Origin of the sequence: Paraburkholderia sp. SUR17 (assembly GCF_029536165.1) — a bacterium.
GTDB lineage: Bacteria > Pseudomonadota > Gammaproteobacteria > Burkholderiales > Burkholderiaceae > Paraburkholderia > Paraburkholderia kururiensis.
In genome coordinates this window covers 1,766,226-1,787,069 of the sequence record NZ_CP120509.1, presented here as the reverse complement: position 1 = coordinate 1,787,069, position 20,844 = coordinate 1,766,226, and the positions used below count along the sequence as shown (strand labels likewise).

At 63.9% G+C, this 20,844-nt stretch carries 18 protein-coding genes; 9 read left to right on the top strand and 9 right to left on the bottom strand.

Features of this window, described 5'->3' with window-relative positions; all coding sequences use genetic code 11:
• The first annotated feature begins 330 nt into the window (after positions 1–330).
• The 4 genes from P2869_RS25315 (at position 331) to P2869_RS25300 (ending at position 4,346) form a co-directional block, all read left to right on the top strand.
• Entirely contained in the window at positions 331–1,452 is a 1,122-nt protein-coding gene (locus P2869_RS25315; protein ID WP_277598306.1) for an ABC transporter substrate-binding protein, read from the top strand.
• A 66-nt stretch (positions 1,453–1,518) separates the two neighbouring features.
• Positions 1,519–2,454, top strand: a complete 936-nt coding sequence (locus tag P2869_RS25310; protein ID WP_277598305.1) for an ABC transporter permease subunit — start codon at positions 1,519–1,521, stop codon at positions 2,452–2,454.
• Positions 2,451–3,242 (top strand): ABC transporter permease, encoded by a 792-nt coding sequence (locus P2869_RS25305; protein ID WP_017775597.1) that lies wholly within the window; start codon positions 2,451–2,453, stop codon positions 3,240–3,242. The genes P2869_RS25310 and P2869_RS25305 overlap by 4 nt, the downstream gene beginning before the upstream one ends.
• Positions 3,243–3,278: 36 nt before the next feature.
• Positions 3,279–4,346 carry an ABC transporter ATP-binding protein gene (locus P2869_RS25300; RefSeq protein WP_017775598.1) on the top strand — a complete coding sequence of 356 codons (1,068 nt, stop codon included), beginning with the start codon at positions 3,279–3,281 and terminating at the stop codon, positions 4,344–4,346.
• 24 nt (positions 4,347–4,370) lie between these two features.
• Here P2869_RS25300 and P2869_RS25295 read toward each other — a convergent pair whose 3' ends face one another.
• From P2869_RS25295 to P2869_RS25275, 5 genes are all read right to left on the bottom strand, one after another.
• Positions 4,371–4,904 carry a GNAT family N-acetyltransferase gene (locus tag P2869_RS25295; protein ID WP_017775599.1) on the bottom strand — a complete coding sequence of 178 codons (534 nt, stop codon included), beginning with the start codon at positions 4,902–4,904 and terminating at the stop codon, positions 4,371–4,373.
• A gap of 11 nt (positions 4,905–4,915) precedes the next feature.
• Positions 4,916–5,761 (bottom strand): alpha/beta hydrolase, encoded by an 846-nt coding sequence (locus P2869_RS25290; protein ID WP_277599845.1) that lies wholly within the window; start codon positions 5,759–5,761, stop codon positions 4,916–4,918.
• A 20-nt stretch (positions 5,762–5,781) separates the two neighbouring features.
• Positions 5,782–7,377 (bottom strand): benzoate-CoA ligase family protein, encoded by a 1,596-nt coding sequence (locus P2869_RS25285; protein ID WP_277598304.1) that lies wholly within the window; start codon positions 7,375–7,377, stop codon positions 5,782–5,784.
• A 175-nt stretch (positions 7,378–7,552) separates the two neighbouring features.
• Positions 7,553–9,163 carry a 3,4-dehydroadipyl-CoA semialdehyde dehydrogenase gene (locus tag P2869_RS25280; RefSeq protein WP_277598303.1) on the bottom strand — a complete coding sequence of 537 codons (1,611 nt, stop codon included), beginning with the start codon at positions 9,161–9,163 and terminating at the stop codon, positions 7,553–7,555.
• A gap of 17 nt (positions 9,164–9,180) precedes the next feature.
• The gene (locus P2869_RS25275) at positions 9,181–9,648 is read right to left on the bottom strand and encodes a DUF4863 family protein (protein WP_277598302.1); all 468 of its coding nucleotides are present in this window, start codon (positions 9,646–9,648) and stop codon (positions 9,181–9,183) included.
• A 278-nt stretch (positions 9,649–9,926) separates the two neighbouring features.
• Here P2869_RS25275 and P2869_RS25270 point away from each other — a divergent pair, with 278 nt between their 5' ends.
• From P2869_RS25270 to boxA, 4 genes are all read left to right on the top strand, one after another.
• Positions 9,927–10,892 carry a helix-turn-helix transcriptional regulator gene (locus P2869_RS25270; RefSeq protein WP_277598301.1) on the top strand — a complete coding sequence of 322 codons (966 nt, stop codon included), beginning with the start codon at positions 9,927–9,929 and terminating at the stop codon, positions 10,890–10,892.
• A 149-nt stretch (positions 10,893–11,041) separates the two neighbouring features.
• Positions 11,042–12,769, top strand: a complete 1,728-nt coding sequence (gene boxC / locus P2869_RS25265) for a 2,3-epoxybenzoyl-CoA dihydrolase (RefSeq protein ID WP_277598300.1) — start codon at positions 11,042–11,044, stop codon at positions 12,767–12,769.
• Positions 12,770–12,840: 71 nt separating this feature from the next.
• Positions 12,841–14,268 (top strand): benzoyl-CoA 2,3-epoxidase subunit BoxB, encoded by a 1,428-nt coding sequence (gene boxB, locus P2869_RS25260; RefSeq protein ID WP_126877254.1) that lies wholly within the window; start codon positions 12,841–12,843, stop codon positions 14,266–14,268.
• 70 nt (positions 14,269–14,338) lie between these two features.
• Positions 14,339–15,610, top strand: a complete 1,272-nt coding sequence (gene boxA / locus P2869_RS25255; protein WP_277598299.1) for a benzoyl-CoA 2,3-epoxidase subunit BoxA — start codon at positions 14,339–14,341, stop codon at positions 15,608–15,610.
• On the opposite strand, the gene motB is transcribed toward boxA, so the two are convergent.
• A complete protein-coding gene (gene motB, locus P2869_RS25250) occupies positions 15,604–16,599 on the bottom strand; it encodes a flagellar motor protein MotB (RefSeq protein ID WP_277598298.1) in 996 nt (331 codons plus the stop codon). The genes boxA and motB overlap by 7 nt on opposite strands.
• 17 nt (positions 16,600–16,616) lie before the next feature.
• Positions 16,617–17,486 (bottom strand): flagellar motor stator protein MotA, encoded by an 870-nt coding sequence (gene motA / locus P2869_RS25245; RefSeq protein WP_017775609.1) that lies wholly within the window; start codon positions 17,484–17,486, stop codon positions 16,617–16,619.
• Positions 17,487–17,841: 355 nt separating this feature from the next.
• On the opposite strand from motA, the gene P2869_RS25240 reads away from it, so the two are divergent.
• On the top strand, positions 17,842–18,960 hold the full coding sequence (locus P2869_RS25240) for a 3-deoxy-7-phosphoheptulonate synthase (protein ID WP_277598297.1): 1,119 nt from the start codon (positions 17,842–17,844) through the stop codon (positions 18,958–18,960).
• Between the two features lie 89 nt (positions 18,961–19,049).
• Here the strand turns inward: P2869_RS25240 and P2869_RS25235 are convergent, their stop codons facing one another.
• Both P2869_RS25235 and P2869_RS25230 read right to left on the bottom strand, forming a co-directional pair.
• Positions 19,050–19,868, bottom strand: a complete 819-nt coding sequence (locus P2869_RS25235) for a siderophore-interacting protein (RefSeq protein WP_199544358.1) — start codon at positions 19,866–19,868, stop codon at positions 19,050–19,052.
• Positions 19,869–19,897: 29 nt separating this feature from the next.
• The gene (locus P2869_RS25230) at positions 19,898–20,614 is read right to left on the bottom strand and encodes a PadR family transcriptional regulator (RefSeq protein ID WP_277598296.1); all 717 of its coding nucleotides are present in this window, start codon (positions 20,612–20,614) and stop codon (positions 19,898–19,900) included.
• Between the last annotated feature and the right edge of the window lie 230 nt (positions 20,615–20,844).

Here is a 20,844-nt window from a genome sequence, read left to right as displayed (position 1 = left end):
GCGAACAGCAGGCCGCAGCACGCGTAGCTTACCTGTACGAGCCGCGTTCCTTCGTTGTATTTTTTTGTGGACTTGCATATTTGTGCATTTGAAATTAGCCTTCGCTCACACCGGGCACCGTGCTCTGCGCACGACCTCTGTGCATCGCGCATATGCTCTTGCGTGACACGAATTTGACGCATTCCGCCGCTACCATCGGGCGCGCCGCCCGCAACGTCCTGACAGAACAACAGGCGGGCGGAGGCTCGCAGACGCGGCGACGGGAAGCCGCCTGCAGTCTTTCTGCAATTTTTTATAACGCAGCAATTTCGGCAGAGGATGGGAAACACCATGAACCGCACGAGGTCAAGCCGTTTTGTTTCGATGTCGGCTGTCGCGGCCGCCGCACTGGTTGCGGCCATGGGCATGACGCAGGTATGGGCTGCGCCGCCCGACGCGCTCGTCGCCGCGGCGAAACAGGAAGGGCAACTGACGGTGATCGCCTTGCCCCATGACTGGTGCGGCTACGGCGCCATGATCAGCGCCTTTCAGGCGAAGTACGGCATCAAGATCAACGAACTGAACCCGGATGCCGGCTCGGGCGACGAGGTCGAAGCCATCAAGGCCAACAAGGGCAACAAGGGACCGCAGGCGCCGGACGTGATCGACGTAGGCCTCTCGTTCGGTCCCACCGCGAAGGCTGCGGGCCTCCTGCAGCCGTACAAGGTGTCCACGTGGAAGTCGATTCCCGATTCGGCGAAGGACCCTGAAGGCTACTGGTACGGCGACTATTACGGCGTGCTCTCGTTCGAAGTGAACGGCGACATGATCGACAAGGTGCCGGCCGACTGGAGCGATCTGCTCAAGCCCGACTACCGCAATGCCGTCTCGCTCGCGGGCGATCCGCGTACGGCGAACCAGGCCATTCAGGCCGTGTTCGCGGCAGGCCTCTCGCAGACGAAGGGCAACGTGGCCGCGGCCGACAAGGCGGGGCTCAAGTTCTTCGCGGACCTGAACAAGAGCGGCAACTTCGTGCCCGTGATCGGCAAGGCGGCGTCGCTCGCGCAGGGCACCACGCCCATCATCGTGCGCTGGGACTACAACGCGCTCGCAGATCGCGACACGCTCAAGGGCAACCCCAAGGTGCACGTCGTAGTGCCGAAGACGGGCGTTGTGGCAGGCGTTTACGTGCAGGCCATCAGCGCCTACGCGCCGCACCCGAATGCCGCGAAGCTCTGGATGGAATACCTGTACTCCGACGAAGGCCAGATCGGTTGGCTCACGGGTTACTGCCACCCCATCCGCTACAACGAACTGATTTCGGCGAAGAAGGTGCCGCAGGCGCTGCTCGACAAGCTGCCGCCGGCTGCTGCCTACAAGGCTGCCGTGTTCCCGACGCTCGCCGAGCAGGACGCGTACAAGGACACGATCACGAAGCAGTGGGACGGGGCCGTCGGCGCCAACGTGAAGTAAGTGAAGTAACCGAAGTTGCGACCAGGCGGCTCCGTACCCACGGGGCCGCCTTCTCGGGGAATATTGATGGCTGCTTCACAGGATCTCGGCCCGGGGTCGCCGGAACTCGTCGTTCCGCGCGTGCCCGCGCCGGCGCCCCAGGTCAACCCGGCACAACATTCGGGGCCGCTGGTCTGGATCGGCGTATTGCCGTTTTTCGTTTTTGCCGTGCTCTTTTTGATTCTGCCGACCGCGTTTCTCATGGTCGGTGCGTTCCAGGACGCGCAGGGCCATTTCACGCTCGACAATTTCAGGCAGCTGTTTCAGGAAGGCGTGCTCGACGCCTACTGGATCAGCTTCAAGGTCAGCGCGGCATCGGCCGCGGGCGGGGCCGTACTCGGCTCGCTGCTCGCATGGGCCGCGGTGCATGGCAAACTGCCGCGCTGGATTCGTCCCACGCTGATGACGTTTTCCGGCGTCGCGTCGAACTTCGCTGGCGTGCCGCTCGCTTTCGCGTTCATCTGCACGCTGGGCCGCGTGGGTCTCGTCACGTTTCTGCTCAAGAAATATGTGGGCATCAATCTGTATGCCACGGGTTTCAGCATCCTGAGTTTCTGGGGGCTGACGCTCACGTACCTGTATTTCCAGATTCCGCTGATGGTGTTGATCGTCACGCCCGCACTCGACGGCCTGAAACGCGAATGGCGCGAGGCCTGCGATTCGCTGGGCGGCACCGCCTGGCAGTACTGGCGTTACGTTGCGCTGCCCGTGCTGTGGCCGAGTGTGCTCGGCGCCACGCTGCTGCTCTTTGCAAATTCGTTTGGTGCCGTGGCCACAGCGTATGCGCTCACGGGCAGTTCGCTCAATATCGTGACGATCCTGCTCTATGCGCAGATTCGCGGGGACGTGCTGCATAACCAGAACCTGGGCTATGCGCTCGCGCTCGGCATGATTCTCGTCACCGGTCTTTCGAACGGCGGCTATATCTGGCTGCGTTCACGCGCAGAAAGGGGGCGCCGATGAAGACGCAATCGCGCGTAGGCGCATGGACGGCGATGATCGTAGGCGCCGTATATTTCCTCGTGCCGCTCATCGCAACGTTCGAATTCAGCCTGCGGATGCGGCGCGACACGTATAGCCTGGACGCGTATCGCGTGGTGCTCGCCGACCCACGTTTTCAGGCTTCGTTCGGCTATTCCATTCTGATGGCGTTGCTCACCATCGTGGTGGGCATTCTGCTCGTCGTGCCCACGGCGTACTGGGTGCGGCTGCGTCTGCCGAAGCTGCGGCCCATCGTGGAATTCATCACGTTGCTGCCGCTCGTGGTGCCCGCCATCGTGATCGTGTTCGGCTATCTGCGCATCTACAACAGCAGTTCGATCCTGCCGCTCACGGGCAACGAGCGCGCGACGGATTTGCTGCTCGTGTGCGGTTACGTGACGCTTGCGCTGCCCTACATGTATCGCGCGGTGGACACCGGCCTGCGCGCCGTGGACGTTCGTTCGCTCACCGAAGCAGCGGAGTGCCTTGGCGCGGGCTGGCCGACCATTCTCTTTCGCGTGATCCTGCCCAACATCCGCTCGGGCATTCTCTCGGGCGCGTTCCTCACGTTCGCCGTGGTGATGGGCGAGTTCACGATTGCGAGCCTGCTCGACCGGCCCGCGTTCGGTCCGTATCTGCAATTGATCGGCGCGAACCGCGCCTATGAACCGTCGGCGCTCGCCATCATTGCGTTCGTGGTGACGTGGGCCTCCATGGGTCTGATCCAGGTGTTCGGCTCGGCGCGCGCCGCGAGCGCCCCCGGCCATTGACGCCGCAACGCAACCGATCCAGCAAGGCAACAAGTCATGGCATTTCTCGAAATCGAAAACCTGCACAAGACCTTCGGCACCAACACGGCGCTGCATCAGTTCGATATGCAGATCGAACGCGGCGAGTTCGTCACGTTCCTGGGGCCGTCGGGCTGCGGGAAAACGACCGTGCTGCGCATGATCGCGGGCTTCGAAACGCCCACGCGCGGCACGATCCGCATCGGTGGTCGCGACGTTACGCACATGCGCACGCGTCAGCGCAACGTGGGCATGGTGTTCCAGTCGTATGCGCTCTTTCCGAACATGACTGTGGCCGAGAACATCGGCTTCGGGTTGCGTGTGGCAGGCAAGTCGGCCGATGAGATTCGCCGTCGCGTGGACGAGATGCTGCAACTCATCAAGCTGCCCGCACTCGCCGCGCGTTACCCGTGGCAACTCTCGGGTGGGCAGCAGCAGCGCGTGGCACTGGCGCGCGCGCTGGCAGGCAAGCCCGAAGTGCTGCTGCTCGACGAACCGCTTTCGGCGCTCGACGCGAAAATCCGCATTTCATTGCGCGAAGACATTCGCACGTTGCAGCGCGAACTGGGCATTACGTCGATCTTCGTCACGCACGACCAGGAGGAGGCGCTTTCCATCTCCGACCGCATCGTCGTGATGAACGAAGGGCGCATCGAGCAGGTTGGCTCGCCCGCGCAGATCTACAACTTCCCGCGCACGCGTTTCGTAGCGTCGTTCGTCGGCACGCTCAACATCCTCACGGGGCACGTCGTGGACCCGGCAACGGGGCGCATGGCGGTGGATGGCCAGGAGCTCGTCACGACCCGCGCACTCGCATCGGACGATGCCGGCAAGAAGCGGCTGCTCGCGTTGCGTCCCGAGGCCATCGTGCTGGAAGCACCGGCGCCGGGCCGCAATACGCTGGCAGCCACGGTGGAGGACGTGAACTTTCTCGGCTCCGTGGTGCGGATTCGCGCGCGCGTGAACGAGGCCGTGCTGTCGCTCGACGTGTTCAATGACCCGGGGCGTCAGTTGCCCGAGCGCGGGCAACCCGTGGCGCTGGGTTTTTCGCACGACAACCTGCTCGTGCTGGAGGAAGGGATTTGACGGCAGCGGTGCAGGTGCGCTGCGCTAGCGGGTTCCCGGCGTGCGCCGATACACGGTGACGGGCCGCTCCTTATAGAGCACGCTGCCGCTTTCGCGGTAACCGCATTTGCTCGCCACGCGAATCGACGCTGCATTGGCAGGGCTGATCATGCAGACGGTTTGCGTGTTGGGCCATTTTTCGTCGGCCCATGCGAGCGCCGCACGTACGGTTTCGGTCGCATAACCTTGCCCGTGCGCCCACGCCGCGAGCGCCCATCCGATTTCGGGCGTGCCGTCGAACGGCGGCTCGATCTCGCGCTGGAAGTCCGCAAAGCCTGCCTCGCCTACAAACCTTCCCGTCGTTTTCTCGCGCACGGCCCAATAGCCGAAACCGAGCAGGGCCCAATGACCCACGTAACGCAGCAGCCGCGCCCAGACTTCTTCGCGGCTGAACGGTTTGCCGCCGATATAACGCGTCACCTGCGGGTCGGACCACATGGCGAGACTATCTTCGAAGTCGTCCGCGGTATGCGGGCGTAGAACGAGGCGTGGCGTTTCGAGCGTCGTGGCGGGCTGCATGGCGTGTCCTCTTAGTCCTCGTGCCGCACGAAGTCCGCGATCGCGGCATTCAATGCGGCGGGCGCATCGCGATGCGGCGAGTGTCCGCAGTCAGTCAGCTTCACGAGGTGTGCGTGCGCCACGCTACGCTGGATTGCATCGATCTGTTCCATCGTGCCGTATTCGTCGTCGTGGCCTTGCACGGCGAGCAGGCGGCAGCGAATGTCGGGCAGCACCGCCGTGATGTCCCAGGCCCGAAACGCGGGGTCGAGCCAGATGTCGTTCCAGCCGAAGAACGCGGAGTCCACGTCGTCGTGATAACGCGCGAGCTTGTCGCGCAGATTGCCGTCGTCGTACTCGATCTTCGCTTTCGCGATGCTCTCGACCGAAACCTGCTCCACGACCACGTGCGGCGCGATGACGACAGCGCCGGCGAGCGCCTGCGGAAAAGCGCAGGCGTAAAGCAGTGCGATGGATCCCCCGTCGCTATGACCCACGAGCCACATGCGTTCGCGTTCAGCGGCATCGATGCCGAGCGCGTCGAGCAACTCCGGCAGAATCTCTCGTGCCTGCTGGTGCATGAATTCAACGGGCCATCTGGCCTCCGCGGCGCGCGGCGTGGACTTGCCGTAGCCGGGACGCGAGTAGACAAGCCCGCGAAAACCCAGTGCGTCGCAGAGCGTTTGCGGCCATTGCTTCCACATCGCCACCGACCCGAGCCCCTCGTGCAGAAAGATGGCGAGCGGCGCATCGTGCAGTCCGGCGTTGAGCCAACGGTATTCGATGCGCAGCGGGCCGTGCGAGCGCGTAGCCGGCAGCGCGGCAAACGCGTGTTCCGTGGCGGTGGTGCTGGGCAGGACGCTGGCGGAATCGGACATAACGGACATGAACACGCACCTCAAAGCAGTTCGCGTAGTTTGAACCGTTGAATCTTACCCGTTGCGGTCTTCGGCAGGTCGTCCACGAACTGGATGTCGCGCGGATACTTGTGGGGCGCGAGCCGTTCCTTCACGAATGCCTTCAGCTCGTCCACGAGCCTATCGAGTGGCGCAATGCCGGGCTTGAGCACAACGAAAGCCCGCGTTTTCACGAGCCCGCCGTGATCGACGCCCACTACCGCGGCCTCCAGCACCGCCTCGTGCTGCACGAGCACCATCTCGACTTCCACGGGCGACACGTATTGGCCGCTGACCTTCAGCATGTCGTCGCTGCGCCCCGCGTAGACGTAGCAACCATTGGGCAGTTTGCGATATTTGTCGCCGCTGCGCAGCCATTCGCCCAGAAACGTGGCGCGGCTTTTCTCGCGATTGCCCCAGTACATGAGCGCGGCGCTAGGCCCCTTGATATAGAGGTCGCCCACTTCGCCTTCGGCCACAGGCTGCCCGGCTTCGTCGCGCAGTTCGACCTCGTAGCCCGGCACAGGGCGTCCCGTCGTGCCGTACTCCACTTCGCCCGGCCGATTCGAGAGAAAGATGTGCAGCATTTCCGTCGAGCCGATGCCGTCGAGAATTTCGCAGCCGAAATGCGCAGTAAAGCGCTCGCCGACTTCGCGTGGCAAGGCCTCGCCGGCCGAGGCGCACACGCGCAGTGCCACATCGTCGCGAGCGGGCAATTGAGGTGACGAGAGCATGTTCGCGTAGAGCGTCGGCACGCCGTAGAAGATGGTGGGGCGGTGCTTCGCGAGGCGCTCGAACACGGCGGCGGGCGTGGGGCGCTCAGCCATCAGTACAGTCGTGGCGCCCACCGAGAGCGGGAACGTGAGGCCGTTGCCGAGTCCGTACGCGAAGAAAAGCTTGGCCGCAGAGAACACTACGTCATCCTCATGAATGCCGAGAACGGGTTTGGCGTAAAGCTCCGCGGTCCAGTACAGGTTCGCGTGAGTATGCACGGTGCCCTTGGGCTTTCCCGTTGAACCCGACGAGTAGAGCCAGAAGGCGATGTCGTCGGCACCCGTGGATGCAGGCTTCGCGGCGGGCGCGGCCTGATCGGTCAGCTCGTGCAGCACGCGCTGCGGTGCTTCGGCGGTCGCGTCCATGGGACGCGAGACGATCAGCATGCAATCGTCGCTTTCGGCGCCCGCGAGCGCTTCGCGCACGTTGGCGAGTACGGGGCCCGACGCGATCACGGCACGCGCGTGGCTGTGCGAGAGCATGTAGGTGTAGTCGGCCGATGTGAGCAGCGTATTCGCCACCACAGGCACGACGCCCGCGTAGAGCGCGCCGAGGAACGCCACCGGCAACTCGACCGTATCCTGCATGACGAGCAGCAGGCGCTCCTCGGCGTGAATGCCGAGGGCTTGCAGTGCACTGGCGAAGCGCCGCGCGCGGTCTTCGAGATCGCCGTAGGAGGTGGCGCCTGCATCGTCGATATAGGCCGCCTTGCTCGCACGCGCCTGGTTCAGACGGAACACGTGCGTCGCGAAATTGAACTGCGCCGGCGGCGGTTCGGCAATCGATACGGGCCGGTTGGCCGGCGTTTCCAGCAAGGCTTCCATGGTTCCTCCAGGCTTGTGCGGCCAAGGGCCGATCTGCGTCGGGCTCTGCGGGCCGCGTGTGTCTCGTCTCTCTGATCTCAATGCGCTTGCATGTGCCGGCTGAACGCATTGCCGTTCGTTGACGGCTTTGACGTGTGGCGGGTTGTGTCTCTCGGGTCTATCGTTTTGCTGCGAGTTACGGTTGATCGATTCGCGTGGTGAGTTGCGCGATCGCGTCGATTCCCCCGGCGGCCTGCTGGATCGCGGCACGCCGGTGATAGAAATGCAGCGCGCGCCGACCGCCCAGTTCTTCTCCGCCGCCTGCGCGGCCGGGGCCGCCGTGGAGCGACATCGGCATGACGTTGCCGTGGCCGGTGTGACTGGTCTGCGCGTTCGGCGAGACGACGTGCACGCGACCGTGCGAATCGGCAAGCGCCAACGCCACGCGGGCGAGGTGGACGTCGTCGTCGCCATAGACGGATGCAACGAGCGACCCGTGAGCGCGCCGCGCGAGTGCGATGGCATGCGCTTCGGGCAAGGTGTCGCCTGAAGGGATGCCTGCGCTTTCGATGCGGTACGGTGCCACTGTGGCCACAGGGCCGAACACTTCGACGTCATGGAGGTGCTTCGCGGTGTCGGGGTCACGCATGGCGAAAAGATGCGGGCCGATGCATGCGGCAACGGAGGCGTTCGCATCGACGAGTTGCACGGTCGATCCGTCGAATGCGAGCGTGGCCTCTTCGCGCAGCAGCGCAATGCCTGCGCGCACGTTCTCGAGTTGAGCACGGCTCACAAGCGACCCCATGTGTACGCTTTCGTTGCGCGGGTTGCCCACCGTGACCCCGGCGAGTTTGGCCTTGAGCGCTTCCACAGCCTCGTCGAAAAGCGGCGCCGGCACGAACGCGCGGCGAATCGCCGTGCATTTCTGGCCGGACTTCACGGTCATTTCACGCGCTACCTCGTTCACGAACAGGTCGAATGCGGGCGAGCCGGGCGACGTGCCCGCGCAGAGCATTGCGCTATTGAGGCTGTCGGCCTCCACGTTCAGCCGCGCGCCGCGCTCGACGAAAGCAGGGTGAGCGCGCAGCGTCGCCGCAGTTTGCGCGGAGCCGGTGAAGGAAACCACGTCGAACGCCTGAATCTGATCGAGCAGACCCGCCGCGCTGCCGCAGATGACGGAGAGCGCGCCGGGCGGCAGGATGTTGGCCTCCACGACGTCGGCCACCATGCGGTGCGTGAGCCAGGCCGTCGCGGTGGCGGGCTTGACGATGATCGGTACCCCCGAAAGCAGGGCGGGGCCGGCTTTTTCCCACAGTCCCCACGAAGGGAAGTTGAACGCGTTGATGAGGAGTGCCACGCCGTGCGTGGGTGTCAACACGTGCTGAGCGGCGAACGACTGGTCCTTGCTGAGCGACACGGCGGCGCCTTCGCGCAGCGCGCGCACGGACCCGAGCGATGCGCCCAGCTTCGCGTAATACGAGAGCGTGAAAATGCCACCGTCGATGTCGACAGCCGAGTCGTTGCGTGTCGTGCCGGAGTTGGCGGTGGCGATCGCGTAGTAGTCGTCGCGTTTCGATTGCAGCAGCTTCACGATGTCAGCGAGCCGCGCGGCGCGCTCGGCATAAGTGAGCTGACGCAGCGCGCTGCCGCCTTGCTCCCGCCCGAAGCGGAATGCATCCGGCAGATCGATCCCGTCGCTCGACACGCGCACGAGCGCTTCGCCCGTTACAGGATCACGCAGCATCGTGCCGTCGCCCTGGCCGGCAACCCAGCGGCCGCCTGCATGATTCTTCAGAAGCTCAGTCATGGGTGTGTCTCGCCTCGTCAGGATGCGGTGAACTCGATTGCGCCTTCCGGCAGCAGATAGAGCACCAGTGCGCGGCCTTCGGAAACTGTGGGCCGATGCGCGCTGCCCGGGCCGTACACGCACCAGCCGGCAGAGCGGCCGTCGAATAAGGCGCCTTCGGTGAGCGGCATGATCAGGTCGATCTCGCCGTTGGGGTGACGATGATGTGGACCGGCAATCTCGTTCATGTCCACCACGTCGACAGAAAAGCCATGCAGCTCCGGCACTGGCTTGAAGACGCGCCCGTAGAGGATGCCGCCCGCTTCCCGGTTACAGAGCCAGCCTTGGGTCACGCCCGCGCGGCACGCGTCCGCCAGGTCCCGGAACATCGGGCTGTCTTCTGGCCAGGTTGCGTTGAGCCATGTGGAAAGGGCATCGTCTAGCGGTCTGCCGGCGATCTGTTCCGTCACGCCTGCAATCAGGCGCTGGAATTCCTGAGGGGACATGCCTGTCTCTCTCCAGTGTTTGGCGTATGCACGCAAGTTCATGCGGCTGCGTGGCTAGCGCGTGCCCGGGGTGCGATGTGGGCAGCGAGCCTGGCAGGTGCAGCGGCGGCAATGAATTGCCGTTGCTGCCTGCTTCGGCGCGGCAGAGACGCATCGGACTCCGATCGAGGCGCAGCGGAAGATTTGTGATCGAAGTCATTTGTGGCGAAAATTAACCGTTCGCCATGATGCATGTCAAGCACTATAGTACATCTACCGATAAGCATGGACCGCAAAACATGAAGCAAACTTACGCCGGAGAGCTGCGTGCCGAGGCCGCGGAAGAACTGGGCAAGACCGAAGCAGAGCGTGAAACACGCGATCCCTTCCTGTCGGCAATGGGCGAACGCGTGCGTCTGCTGCGGGCGCGCCGGGGCATGACCCGCAAGTCGCTGGCCTCTGAGTCGGGGCTTTCGGAACGCCACCTTGCGAATCTGGAGTCCGGCACGGGAAACGCCTCGGTGCTTGTCCTGCGGCAGATTGCGGCCACACTCAACTGCGCGCTGGCGGAGATCATCGGCGACGAAACGACTTCGTCGGCGGAGTGGCTGCTGATTCGCGAACTGCTGCACGGGCGCGACCAGGCCGCGCTGCAACGCGCACGCATTGCGCTTTCCGAGATGTTCTCGCAGGCGCCGCGCGACCCGCACCGCCAGCACCGCATTGCGTTGATCGGCCTGCGCGGCGCCGGCAAGTCCACGCTGGGCCGCATGCTGGCGCAGGAACTCAAGGCGCCGTTCGTCGAACTCACGCGCGTGATCGAGCAACTGGCCGGCTGCCCGCCCGCTGAAATTCACTCGCTTTATGGCGCGAGTGCCTACCGTCGTTATGAGCATCGCGCGCTGGAGGCCGTGATCCGCGAGCATGAGCGGGCTGTAATCGCCTCGCCTGGCGGGCTCGTTTCCGAACCCGGCACGTTCAACACGCTGCTTGCGCACTGCTTCACGGTCTGGCTCCAGGCGAGCCCGGAGGAGCACATGCGCCGGGTGGTGGCGCAGGGCGACCTGCGTCCCATGTCCGGCAACAGCGAGGCGATGGACGACCTCAAACGCATTCTGGCGGGACGCGACGAACTCTACGGCCGCGCCGACATGACCTTCGATACGAGCGAAAAGACGCTCGCGGACGCCTATCTGCAACTGCGCGACCGGCTCGCCGTCAGGCTGGCGGCTGAAGCCGACAGGGAAGCTTCGCGGGCGGGCTAGCGCTAACGACGGGTTCCACCCACACCGGGGGTGGCGGTCGGGGTTTACCCGCTAACATGCATTAAAATGCATTTATAGGCTTTACATGGGAAATGCAGTGCATTATGTTTCGGTGAAACAGCATGCACTGCACCGTCCAGGAGACACCCATGTCCTCAGCGCAAGCCGCTCACCCGCTTCATGCCACCGCTTCCACCCCTTCCGCCGCAGCCCCGCTCGGGGTCGCAGCCACTCGCGTCGACTACCGTACCGATCCATCCCAGTACCGCCACTGGAAGCTGACGTTCGAGGGCCCCGTGGCTACGCTCGGCATCGACATCGCCGAAGATGGCGGCATTCGCGACGGCTACCGTCTGAAGCTGAATTCATATGACCTCGGCGTCGACATCGAACTGCACGATGCAATCCAGCGCATCCGCTTCGAGCATCCCGAAGTTCGCAGCGTGGTGCTGACCAGCCTGAAGGACCGCGTGTTCTGCTCGGGCGCCAATATCTTCATGCTCGGCCTGTCTTCGCATGCATGGAAGGTCAACTTCTGCAAGTTCACGAATGAAACGCGCAATGGAATGGAAGACTCGTCGCGCCATTCCGGACTCAAGTTTCTCGCCGCGGTAAACGGCGCGTGCGCGGGCGGCGGCTATGAACTCGCCATGGCGTGCGACGAAATCTGGCTGGTAGACGACCGCTCGTCGTCGGTGGCCCTGCCGGAAGTCCCGCTGCTCGGCGTGCTGCCGGGCACGGGCGGACTGACGCGTCTGACCGACAAGCGCCATGTGCGTCACGATCGCGCCGATATCTTCTGCACGGTGGTGGAGGGCATTCGCGGCGAGCGCGCCAAGGCGTGGCGCCTCGTGGACGAGGTCGTGAAGCCGAATCAGTTCGATCACGCTATCAAGGCGCGCGCGCTGGAACTTGCTGCGCAGAGCGACCGTCCGGCGGAGGCGAAAGGCGTAGCGCTCACGCGTATCGAACGCACGGACCGCGAGAACGGACTCTCGTATCACACCGTTGAAGTCGCGATCGACCGTGCGCGCCGAATCGCCACCTTCACGGCGAAAGCGCCGCAAGGGCCGCAGCCGGACAGCATCGACGCCATCGTGGCGGCCGGCGCCAACTGGTGGCCGCTGCAGTTCGCGCGCGAACTCGACGACGCGATTCTCTCGATGCGCACCAACGAGCTCGACATCGGCACGTGGATCTTCAAGACGGAAGGTGACGCACGCGCGGTGCTCGCCACCGACGCGGTGCTCATGGCGCATCGCGAGCACTGGTTGGTGCGCGAGACCATCGGCATGCTGCGCCGCACGCTCGCACGTATCGACGTATCGTCGCGCTCTTTGTTTGCGCTCATTGAGCCGGGCTCATGCTTCGCCGGCACGTTCGCTGAACTCGCATTCGCCGCCGACCGCAGCTACATGGCGGCGCTGCCCGCCAACGAGGACGAAGAGCCCGCCATCACGCTCTCCGAAGTCAACTTCGGTCTGTATCCCATGGTCACGCATCAGTCGCGCCTTGCGCGTCGTTTCTACGACGATGCCGCGCAGCTCGACGCCGTGCGCGCCACGATCGGAACGTCAGTGAAGCCGGTCGAGGCCGATCGTCTGGGTCTCGTCACCGCTGCGCCCGACGACATCGACTGGGCCGACGAGATCCGCATCGCGCTTGAAGAGCGCACCGCGATGTCGCCGGATGCACTGACAGGCCTCGAAGCGAACCTTCGCTTCAACGGACCCGAGACGATGGAGACACGCATCTTCGGCCGCCTCTCTGCCTGGCAGAACTGGATTTTCAACCGGCCAAACGCGGTGGGCGAGAAGGGCGCGCTCAAGGTGTACGGCAAGGGCAGCAAGGCGCAGTTCGACGTGGCCCGCGTCTGAAGCCGCATTCGCCGCAGGCGCAACGCAAACCGACACTCGCAGCATTCGCACAAGGAACCGATATGTCCACGATCACCTCGATCAACTACAGCGAGAAGATTCCGAACAACGTGAATCTCGCCGACGATCGCACGCTGCAGCGCGCGCTCGAACAATGGCAACCGAACTTCCTCTCGTGGTGGGCCGACATGGGCCCGGACGGCTCGCACGACTACGACGTGTATCTGCGCACGGCCGTGAGCGTCGATCCCGGTGGCTGGGCGCATTTCGATTACGTGAAGATGCCCGACTATCGCTGGGGCATTTTTCTCACGCCAGGCGAGGCCGACCGCAAGATTCATTTCGGAGAACACAAGGGGGAGCCCGCGTGGCAGGACGTGCCGGGCGAGCATCGTGCGAATCTGCGCCGCATCATCGTCACGCAGGGGGACACGGAGCCGGCGTCGGTGGAGCAGCAGCGTCATCTGGGCCTCACGGCGCCTTCGCTCTACGATCTGCGCAACCTCTTCCAGGTGAACGTGGAAGAGGGCCGTCATCTGTGGGCGATGGTTTATCTGCTGCATCGTTACTTCGGCCGGGATGGTCGTGAGGAAGCCGAAGCGTTGCTCGGTCGCCGTTCGGGTGACGAGGACAACCCGCGCATTCTGGGCGCGTTCAACGAAAGAACGCCTGATTGGCTCTCGTTCTTCATGTTCACGTACTTCACGGACCGCGACGGCAAGTTCCAGCTGTCGGCGCTTGCGGAGTCGGGTTTCGATCCGCTGGCACGGACGACGAAGTTCATGTTGACGGAAGAGGCGCATCACATGTTCGTGGGCGAATCGGGTGTCTCGCGTGTCGTGCAGCGCACGGCCCAGGTGATGAACGAGCTTCGCACCGAAGACCCGGCACGGCTGCGCGCTGCAGGCGTGATCGACCTCGACACGATCCAGCGGTATCTCAATTTCCACTACTCGGTGACGGTGGACCTGTTCGGTGCGGACCAGTCGTCCAACGCCGCAACGTTCTATAGCTCTGGCCTGAAGGGACGCTACGAAGAGGGCAAGCGCGATGACGATCATCAATTGAACGGCCAGCAATATCGCCTGCTCGACGTGGAGGACGGCCGGCTCGTGGAGCGCGAGGTCCCCATGCTCAACGCGATGAACGAGGTGCTGCGCGACGATTACATCAAAGACTCCGTGGCGGGCGTGAATCGCTGGAACAAGGTCCTCGAAAAGGCCGGCATCGATTTCCGCCTGACGGTGCCGCACAAGGCGTTCAATCGCCGCATCGGCACGTTCGCGGGTGTTCGTGTCTCGCCGGATGGCCGCATCGTGAGCGAAACGGAATGGGCCGCGAATGAAGCTGCGTGGCTGCCTTCCGCAGAAGACCGCGCGTACGTGGCCTCGCTGATGGGTCGCGTGGCCGAGCCGGGGAAGTTTGCGAACTGGATTGCGCCGCCGGCGATGGGCATCAACCGTCAGCCCGTCGAGTTCGAGTACGTGCGTTTCAACTAAGTCTTTCCGCGCGGCGGCGCACGGTGTCATGCGGCACAAGAGAGCCGCCGCCACGGAAAGGGGAGCAGACATGAACGGACCCGCACCCATCGAAGTCCTCCGGCAGCATCTGATCGATCCCGAGATCTGCATCCGGTGCAACACCTGCGAGGAAACCTGCCCCATCGACGCGATCACGCACGACAGCAACAATTACGTGGTCGACGCTGAAGTCTGCAACGGCTGCATGGCGTGCGTGCCGCCGTGCCCCACGGGCGCGATCGACAACTGGCGCACGGTATTGAAGGCCGACGCATACGGCGTCGGAGAGCAGCTCACGTGGGACGCGTTGCCGGCACAAAGTACGGCGGCGAGTGCGGCACTCGACTCGCTTGCCCAGCAGACGGCGCTCGAGGGGAACAGCGCGGCGAGAACAGCGGGCATGGAAGACGACGAATCCGAAGGACCCGACGTGGACACCATGCGTGGTTCCACGGTGCCGCCATGGTCGGCCGCGAAGCCATACGTGAATCTCTACACGCACAAGGCGCCTGTGGTTGCGACAGTGGCCGGCAATTACCGCGTGACCGACGAGACCGCCGAAAGCGACATCCACCACATCGTGCTCGACTTCGGCGCATTGCCGTTTCCCGTGCTGGAAGGCCAGTCCATCGGTATCTTGCCGCCGGGCGCGACGAAAGACGGCAAACTGCACCATGCAAGGCAATATTCGATTGCGAGTCCACGCGACGGCGAGCGCAAGGGCTACAACAACGTGTCGCTCACGGTGAAGCGCGTGACGCGCGACCACCATGGCGATGCGGCGCACGGCGTGTGCTCGAACTATCTCTGCGATCTGAAAAAAGGCGACCGCGTGCAGGTGATCGGGCCGTTCGGCAGCACGTTTCTGATGCCTAACCATCCCGATTCGCATCTGCTCATGATCTGCACGGGAACAGGATCCGCGCCCATGCGTGCAATGACGGAGTATCGGCGTCGCCGCAGGCTGAAGGGTGCAACGGGAAAGTTGATGCTGTTCTTCGGTGCGCGCACGCGCGAGGAGCTTCCGTATTTCGGGCCGCTCACGAACTTGCCGAAGGATTTCATCGATACCACGTTGGCGTTCTCGCGAACGCCAGGCGAGCCGAAGCGCTACGTGCAGGATGCGATGCGCGAACGTGCTGCTGACGTTGCGCAACTGCTCAGGGATGCCAACACTTACCTCTATGTGTGCGGCTTGAAGGGCATGGAGGAGGGCGTACTGCAGACACTGCGGGACATCGCCGGGCAGCACGGCCTCGCGTGGGACACGCTATGGCCGCGCCTTGTCCGGGAAGGGCGCCTGCATCTGGAGACTTATTGAGTTGCAACCGGCGCCACAGCGGCGGTGCTGACTACGGGCGCATTTGTGCCGTGCAGGTTCAACGGCTGCCCACCGTTTATCGTCGTGCGGCCGCCGTCGCTGAAGAACGCCTGCTCCGCAGCATGATTGAGCACGAGAATGCTGATGCGGCGATTGGTGGGTTCGTCGGCCACGTTGCGATCGAGCGGCAGCACGTCGGCGAGCCCGCGCACCTGCAGCACCTTGTCCTCACGCATGCCGCCGGCTACGAGCGCGCGGCGCGCCGCATTGGCGCGATCTGACGAGAGATCCCAGTTCGAATAGCCGGCCGTACCGCCGCTGTAGGGTACGGCATCGGTGTGGCCTGCAATCGAGATGCGGTTTTCCACGTCGTTCAGTGCGGAGCCGATCTGCATAAGGATCGTGGTCGCATAGCTCTCCGGTTTCGCGCTGCCTGATGCGAACATAGGCCGGTTCTGCGAATCGACGATTTCGATGCGCAGCCCTTCGTTCGTGATGGAGATGCGGATCTGGTCCTTGAACGCGCGCAATGCAGGGGTCTGCTCGATCAACGCGGAGAGCTTCGCTTTCAATTGCTTGAGCTTTTCCGTATCGGCCGGCGCGGGCACCGCGACCGACGCCGCATGCGCTGATGCAGGTTGCGGCTGCTGTTGCGCACCGTCGCCGGGCTTCGTGTTCGCGAGGTCGCGGCCGCCGCCTTGTACGACATTGGGGCGCGAGGCGCCCGAGCCGTCCTTCGTGCCGAGCATGACCGAGAGAGGCGTATTGAAGTAATCCTCAATACCCTGCTTCTCGTATTTCGACGTGGACCCGAGCAGCCACATCAGCAGGAAGAACGCCATCATGGCCGTCACGAAGTCGGCATAGGCGATCTTCCATGCGCCACCATGATGCCCGTGCTCTTCGTGGCGCCGCCCGCGGCGCACGATGATGGCCGCCAGTTCTTCGCGCTGCGAGGACCGGTTCCCGTTGGAAGGTTTCGTCGCCATACGTGACTCCCCGCGGGTCAGGCCGCTTTGGGCGACTTCGTCGCGCGCACCGCGTCTTCGAGTTCCTGGAAGCTCGGGCGGTCCGCAGTGAAGAGCACCTTGCGACCGAACTCGACGGCGATCGCGGGCGCATAGCCGCTCAGCGACGCGAGCAGCACGGCCTTCACGCACTGAAACGGTTTCGCTTCGGCGCGTCCGCGTGCACTGAGCAGGTCTGCAACCGGGCCGATGAAGCCATACGAAAGCAGGATGCCGAGGAAGGTGCCCACGAGCGCGCCGGCAATCATCTCGCCAAGTACCGCGGGCGGCGCGCCTACGGACCCCATGGTGTGCACGACGCCCATCACGGCGGCCACGATGCCGAACGCGGGCAGGCCATCTGCCATCTTCTGGATGGCCTGTGCCGCCACTGAAGACTCGGCGTGATGCGTTGCAAGCTCTTCGTCCATCAAGTCCTGCACTTCGAGCACGTTGACGTTGCCCGTGGACATCATGCGCAGATAGTCCACGATGAAGTCGAGCAGATGATGGTCTTCAAGCACGTGCGAGTACTTCTGGAAGATCGCGCTTTCCTCCGGCGCGTTGACGTCCGCCTCGAGCGCCATCATGCCGTCCTTGCGCGCCTTCTGGAGCAGCTCGTACAGCAGGGCGATGAGCTCGAGATATTTTTCCTTCGAGTAGCCGGGGCCCTTGAAGCACGCGGGCAGGCTTTTCAACGTTTTGCGAAGTGTGGAGACAGGATTGCTGACCACGAACGCGCCCACGGCGGCACCGAAGATGCAGAGGAATTCGAACGGTTGCACGAGCGCGGGCAGATGCCCGCCCACGCCCACGAAACTGCCGATGACCGACCCAATCACGACCACCCATCCAATGGCGACAAACATGCTGGCTCCCAGAAAGCGGATTGCGGCATGGCACTGAAACGGGTGTTCCAAAGCGAACGTCGCGCATATCCATGGTTGTTGTATGGCCTTGATATCGGCAGCAGCGCGAAGTTGCTGAAGTGTGGTCGCGTGAGAATTTTCCATGCCTCGTTGTTCGATGTTTGCGTTCTGCATGCATCGTCGACCCGAGGAATGGGTCCGAGCGCTCAGGCCCTTGAATCTTCGGAAGCAGTTGAGGCGCATGGTCGCAGCGGCCCGCGTCCTTGGCTGGTGTTGCCGCAGCCGGCGCTTTGGCGCCCGCGCGGTGAGATAATCCGTGACTTTCCACCATTCTTCGTATCCGCAGGAGCATGCCGTGACGCGCATCGACAATCCGCAGCACGATCAAGAAGCCGGCGTGGCCGACGCCACCCAGGACACCACCCGCATCGACGACGTGCGCATCGGCGCGGTGCGCCCGCTCATTTCCCCGGCGCTGCTGCTCGACGAACTGCCTGTGCCCGAGGCGACGCAGACGCTCGTTGAAGCAAGCCGCGCCGCCATTGCGAATGTGCTGAAGGGGCGCGACGACCGTCTCATCGCGGTGGTAGGGCCGTGCTCGATTCACGATCACGATCAGGCCATGGAATACGCACATGCCCTGAAGCGCAGTGCCGACGCGCTGCGTGACGAATTGCTGATCGTGATGCGCGTGTATTTCGAAAAGCCGCGCACGACGGTGGGCTGGAAAGGCTACATCAACGACCCGCGGCTGGACGGCAGCTTCCGTATCAACGAGGGGCTGCGTGCGGCGCGCCAGCTGCTGCTCGACATCGACGCGCTAGGTCTGCCCACGGGAACGGAGTTTCTCGATCTGCTGAGCCCGCAATACATCGCGGACCTCGTCGCGTGGGGCGCAATCGGTGCGCGCACGACGGAAAGCCAGAGCCACCGGCAACTCGCTTCCGGCCTGAGCTGCCCGATCGGCTTCAAGAACGGTACGGACGGCGGCGTGCAGATCGCCGCGGATGCGATCGTTGCGGCGCGCGCGAGCCACGCCTTCATGGGCATGACGAAGATGGGCATGGCCGCGATCTTCGAAACGCGCGGCAACGAGGACACGCACGTGATCCTGCGCGGCGGCAAGAAGGGGCCAAACTACGACAGCGCATCGATTGCCGAAGCCTGCGCCGTGCTGCATGCGGCGGGGCTGCCCGAGCAGGTCATGGTCGATTGCTCGCATGCGAACTCGAACAAGTCTCACCTGCGTCAGCGCGACGTGGCCCACGATCTGGCGCTGCAACTATCGGCGGGCGAACGCCGCATTGTGGGCGTGATGATCGAGAGTCACCTGGAAGAGGGACGCCAGGACCTCAAGCCGGGCGTGCCGCTCAAGCGTGGCGTGTCGATTACCGACGCATGCCTTGGCTGGAGTCAGACGGAGCCGGTGCTGCAGGAACTCGCCGAGGCCGTGCGGGCACGCCGTCGCGCCTGAACTTTATTGCACGTCACTCCATACCGCTGCGCGCTCGTCTGTCCGGGCGGTTCAAGCCCACCAAGGCATATGGGCGCGCGGCTGCATATTCAGTCGTCGATCGACTCGTGCACCGCCTGTGCGCCGCGGCGCCAGTAGCTCGACGCACGAATGCACTTCTTGTCGACGCCACGCTCGTTGCACAGATACTCGCGCACGGCGCGGATCGCTGACGACTCGCCCGCGGCCCAGACGAAGCCGGTGCCCGGTGGTAGATACGTTTCGCGCACGGCTTCGACCAGTCCGCACGCATCGCCGCGCCACGCCTCGTCGCGATAGCGCCAGACGGTGTAGAGGCTGGCGGCCGTACGAAACTCGATACGCGCGGACGGATCGCCCACTTCGAGCACGACCGCCGCGCGCACGCCTTGCGGCAGTTCTTCCAGGCGGCGGGCGATGGCGGGCAACGCGGTCTCGTCGCCGACAAGCAGGTGCCAGTCGAAACCCGCCGGAATCACCATCGACCCACGCGGCCCCCCAATGCCGAGGTATTGACCGGCTTTCGCCTGTGCCGCCCATGCCGAAGCAGGCCCTGCATCGTGCAGCACGAATTCGATGTCGAGTTCGCGCGCGGCACGGTCGAAGCGGCGCGGGGTGTAGTCGCGTGCAACAGGTTTGGGCAGACCTTCCGGCCAGACAATGCCTTCGGGGCCCAGGGTGGGCAGAGTGGGTTTCGTCGCGCCCGGTTCCGGGAAAAAGACCTTTACGTGGTCGTCGAACGAGGCGGACTCGAAATCATGCAGGTCGTCGCCCGTGAGCGTGACTCGTACCAGCGAGGGCGTGACTGCATGCACTCGCGCGACCTGCACCAAACGGAACTTCAAGGGATGACGGATACGTATTACGTCGAGACTGGCATTCTCTTGCATGAAGCCCTCCAGATTGGATGCATTGGCGTTCAGATGTCGTCTGCGGGGCTGCCGCCGCGCTGACCGCCGTGCTGACCGTCGCCCTCAATTTCCGCCGTGGCGCGGGCGAGGATGGCGGCAATGCGGCGCTGCTCGTCGGGCGTCGCATCGGTGCGGCGCAATAGTGCATGTTTGAGCGCGCGTCGCGCTTCCACGAGTTCGGGCACCCAGCCGCCTTCCGTCGTGTCCGGAGCTTCTTCGCCCGCGAACGCGCGACGCATGATGTCCATCTTGCGAGCGATGTGCGTGAGTTTGGCGAGCATCAGGTCGGCGCGTTCACGGTTCTCGGCCAGATAGACGCGGCCGGCATCGGACAGCTCATAGCGTTTGCGGTTGCCTTCTACCTGCACCGTGACGTAACCCACTTCCTCCAGATAGGTGAGTGCGGGATAGACCATGCCGGGGCTCGGGCTATAGAAGCCGTTCGAGCGTGCATCGAGCGCCTTGATGAGTTCATAGCCGTGGCTGGGCTGTTCCGCGAGCAGCGCGAGAAGCAGCAATTGGAGGTCTTCGGACGTGAATTTTCGTGCACGTCCGAAGCCGTCGCCTTCGCCGCCGAAGCCGCCCGGGCCGCCGAATCCCTCGCCCCAGAACGTGCCGCCGCGGCGATGATGGTGGCGGCCCATGGCGTGCCAGAGCGCATGAAGTGAAAAGCCGTCACGGAACGGATGGGCGCCGCCGTGTCGGGAAAACGGGTGATGACGCATGGGATGATTCCTCATAAGTGTCGTAAAACGTATCTTAAGATATATATCGTAAGAGCGTCTGTCAAACGGTTTTTCAGCTGAACGTGTTTTGGCTATCGCCGGCCAGTTTCTATAGGCGGCGAAATCTGCAGCCACACCTAAGCGCCGCTCGATTGCCGGGGCCGCACGGGATGCTCTGTCGCGTCGAGATCGGTGAAGTGGCCGGTCCACGCCACCGGTGGGTAGGCCCG

Excerpts from the sequence above, each read along its gene's own strand:
- P2869_RS25315 (WP_277598306.1), top strand. The coding sequence starts at position 331 with ATGAACCGCACGAGGTCAAGCCGTTTTGTTTCGATGTCGGCTGTCGCG.
- P2869_RS25310 (WP_277598305.1), top strand. The coding sequence starts at position 1,519 with ATGGCTGCTTCACAGGATCTCGGCCCGGGGTCGCCGGAACTCGTCGTT.
- P2869_RS25305 (WP_017775597.1), top strand. The coding sequence starts at position 2,451 with ATGAAGACGCAATCGCGCGTAGGCGCATGGACGGCGATGATCGTAGGC.
- P2869_RS25300 (WP_017775598.1), top strand. The coding sequence starts at position 3,279 with ATGGCATTTCTCGAAATCGAAAACCTGCACAAGACCTTCGGCACCAAC.
- P2869_RS25295 (WP_017775599.1), bottom strand. The coding sequence starts at position 4,904 with ATGCAGCCCGCCACGACGCTCGAAACGCCACGCCTCGTTCTACGCCCG.
- P2869_RS25290 (WP_277599845.1), bottom strand. The coding sequence starts at position 5,761 with ATGTCCGATTCCGCCAGCGTCCTGCCCAGCACCACCGCCACGGAACAC.
- P2869_RS25285 (WP_277598304.1), bottom strand. The coding sequence starts at position 7,377 with ATGGAAGCCTTGCTGGAAACGCCGGCCAACCGGCCCGTATCGATTGCC.
- P2869_RS25280 (WP_277598303.1), bottom strand. The coding sequence starts at position 9,163 with ATGACTGAGCTTCTGAAGAATCATGCAGGCGGCCGCTGGGTTGCCGGC.
- P2869_RS25275 (WP_277598302.1), bottom strand. The coding sequence starts at position 9,648 with ATGTCCCCTCAGGAATTCCAGCGCCTGATTGCAGGCGTGACGGAACAG.
- P2869_RS25270 (WP_277598301.1), top strand. The coding sequence starts at position 9,927 with ATGAAGCAAACTTACGCCGGAGAGCTGCGTGCCGAGGCCGCGGAAGAA.
- boxC (WP_277598300.1), top strand. The coding sequence starts at position 11,042 with ATGTCCTCAGCGCAAGCCGCTCACCCGCTTCATGCCACCGCTTCCACC.
- boxA (WP_277598299.1), top strand. The coding sequence starts at position 14,339 with ATGAACGGACCCGCACCCATCGAAGTCCTCCGGCAGCATCTGATCGAT.
- motB (WP_277598298.1), bottom strand. The coding sequence starts at position 16,599 with ATGGCGACGAAACCTTCCAACGGGAACCGGTCCTCGCAGCGCGAAGAA.
- motA (WP_017775609.1), bottom strand. The coding sequence starts at position 17,486 with ATGTTTGTCGCCATTGGATGGGTGGTCGTGATTGGGTCGGTCATCGGC.
- P2869_RS25235 (WP_199544358.1), bottom strand. The coding sequence starts at position 19,868 with ATGCAAGAGAATGCCAGTCTCGACGTAATACGTATCCGTCATCCCTTG.
- P2869_RS25230 (WP_277598296.1), bottom strand. The coding sequence starts at position 20,614 with ATGCGTCATCACCCGTTTTCCCGACACGGCGGCGCCCATCCGTTCCGT.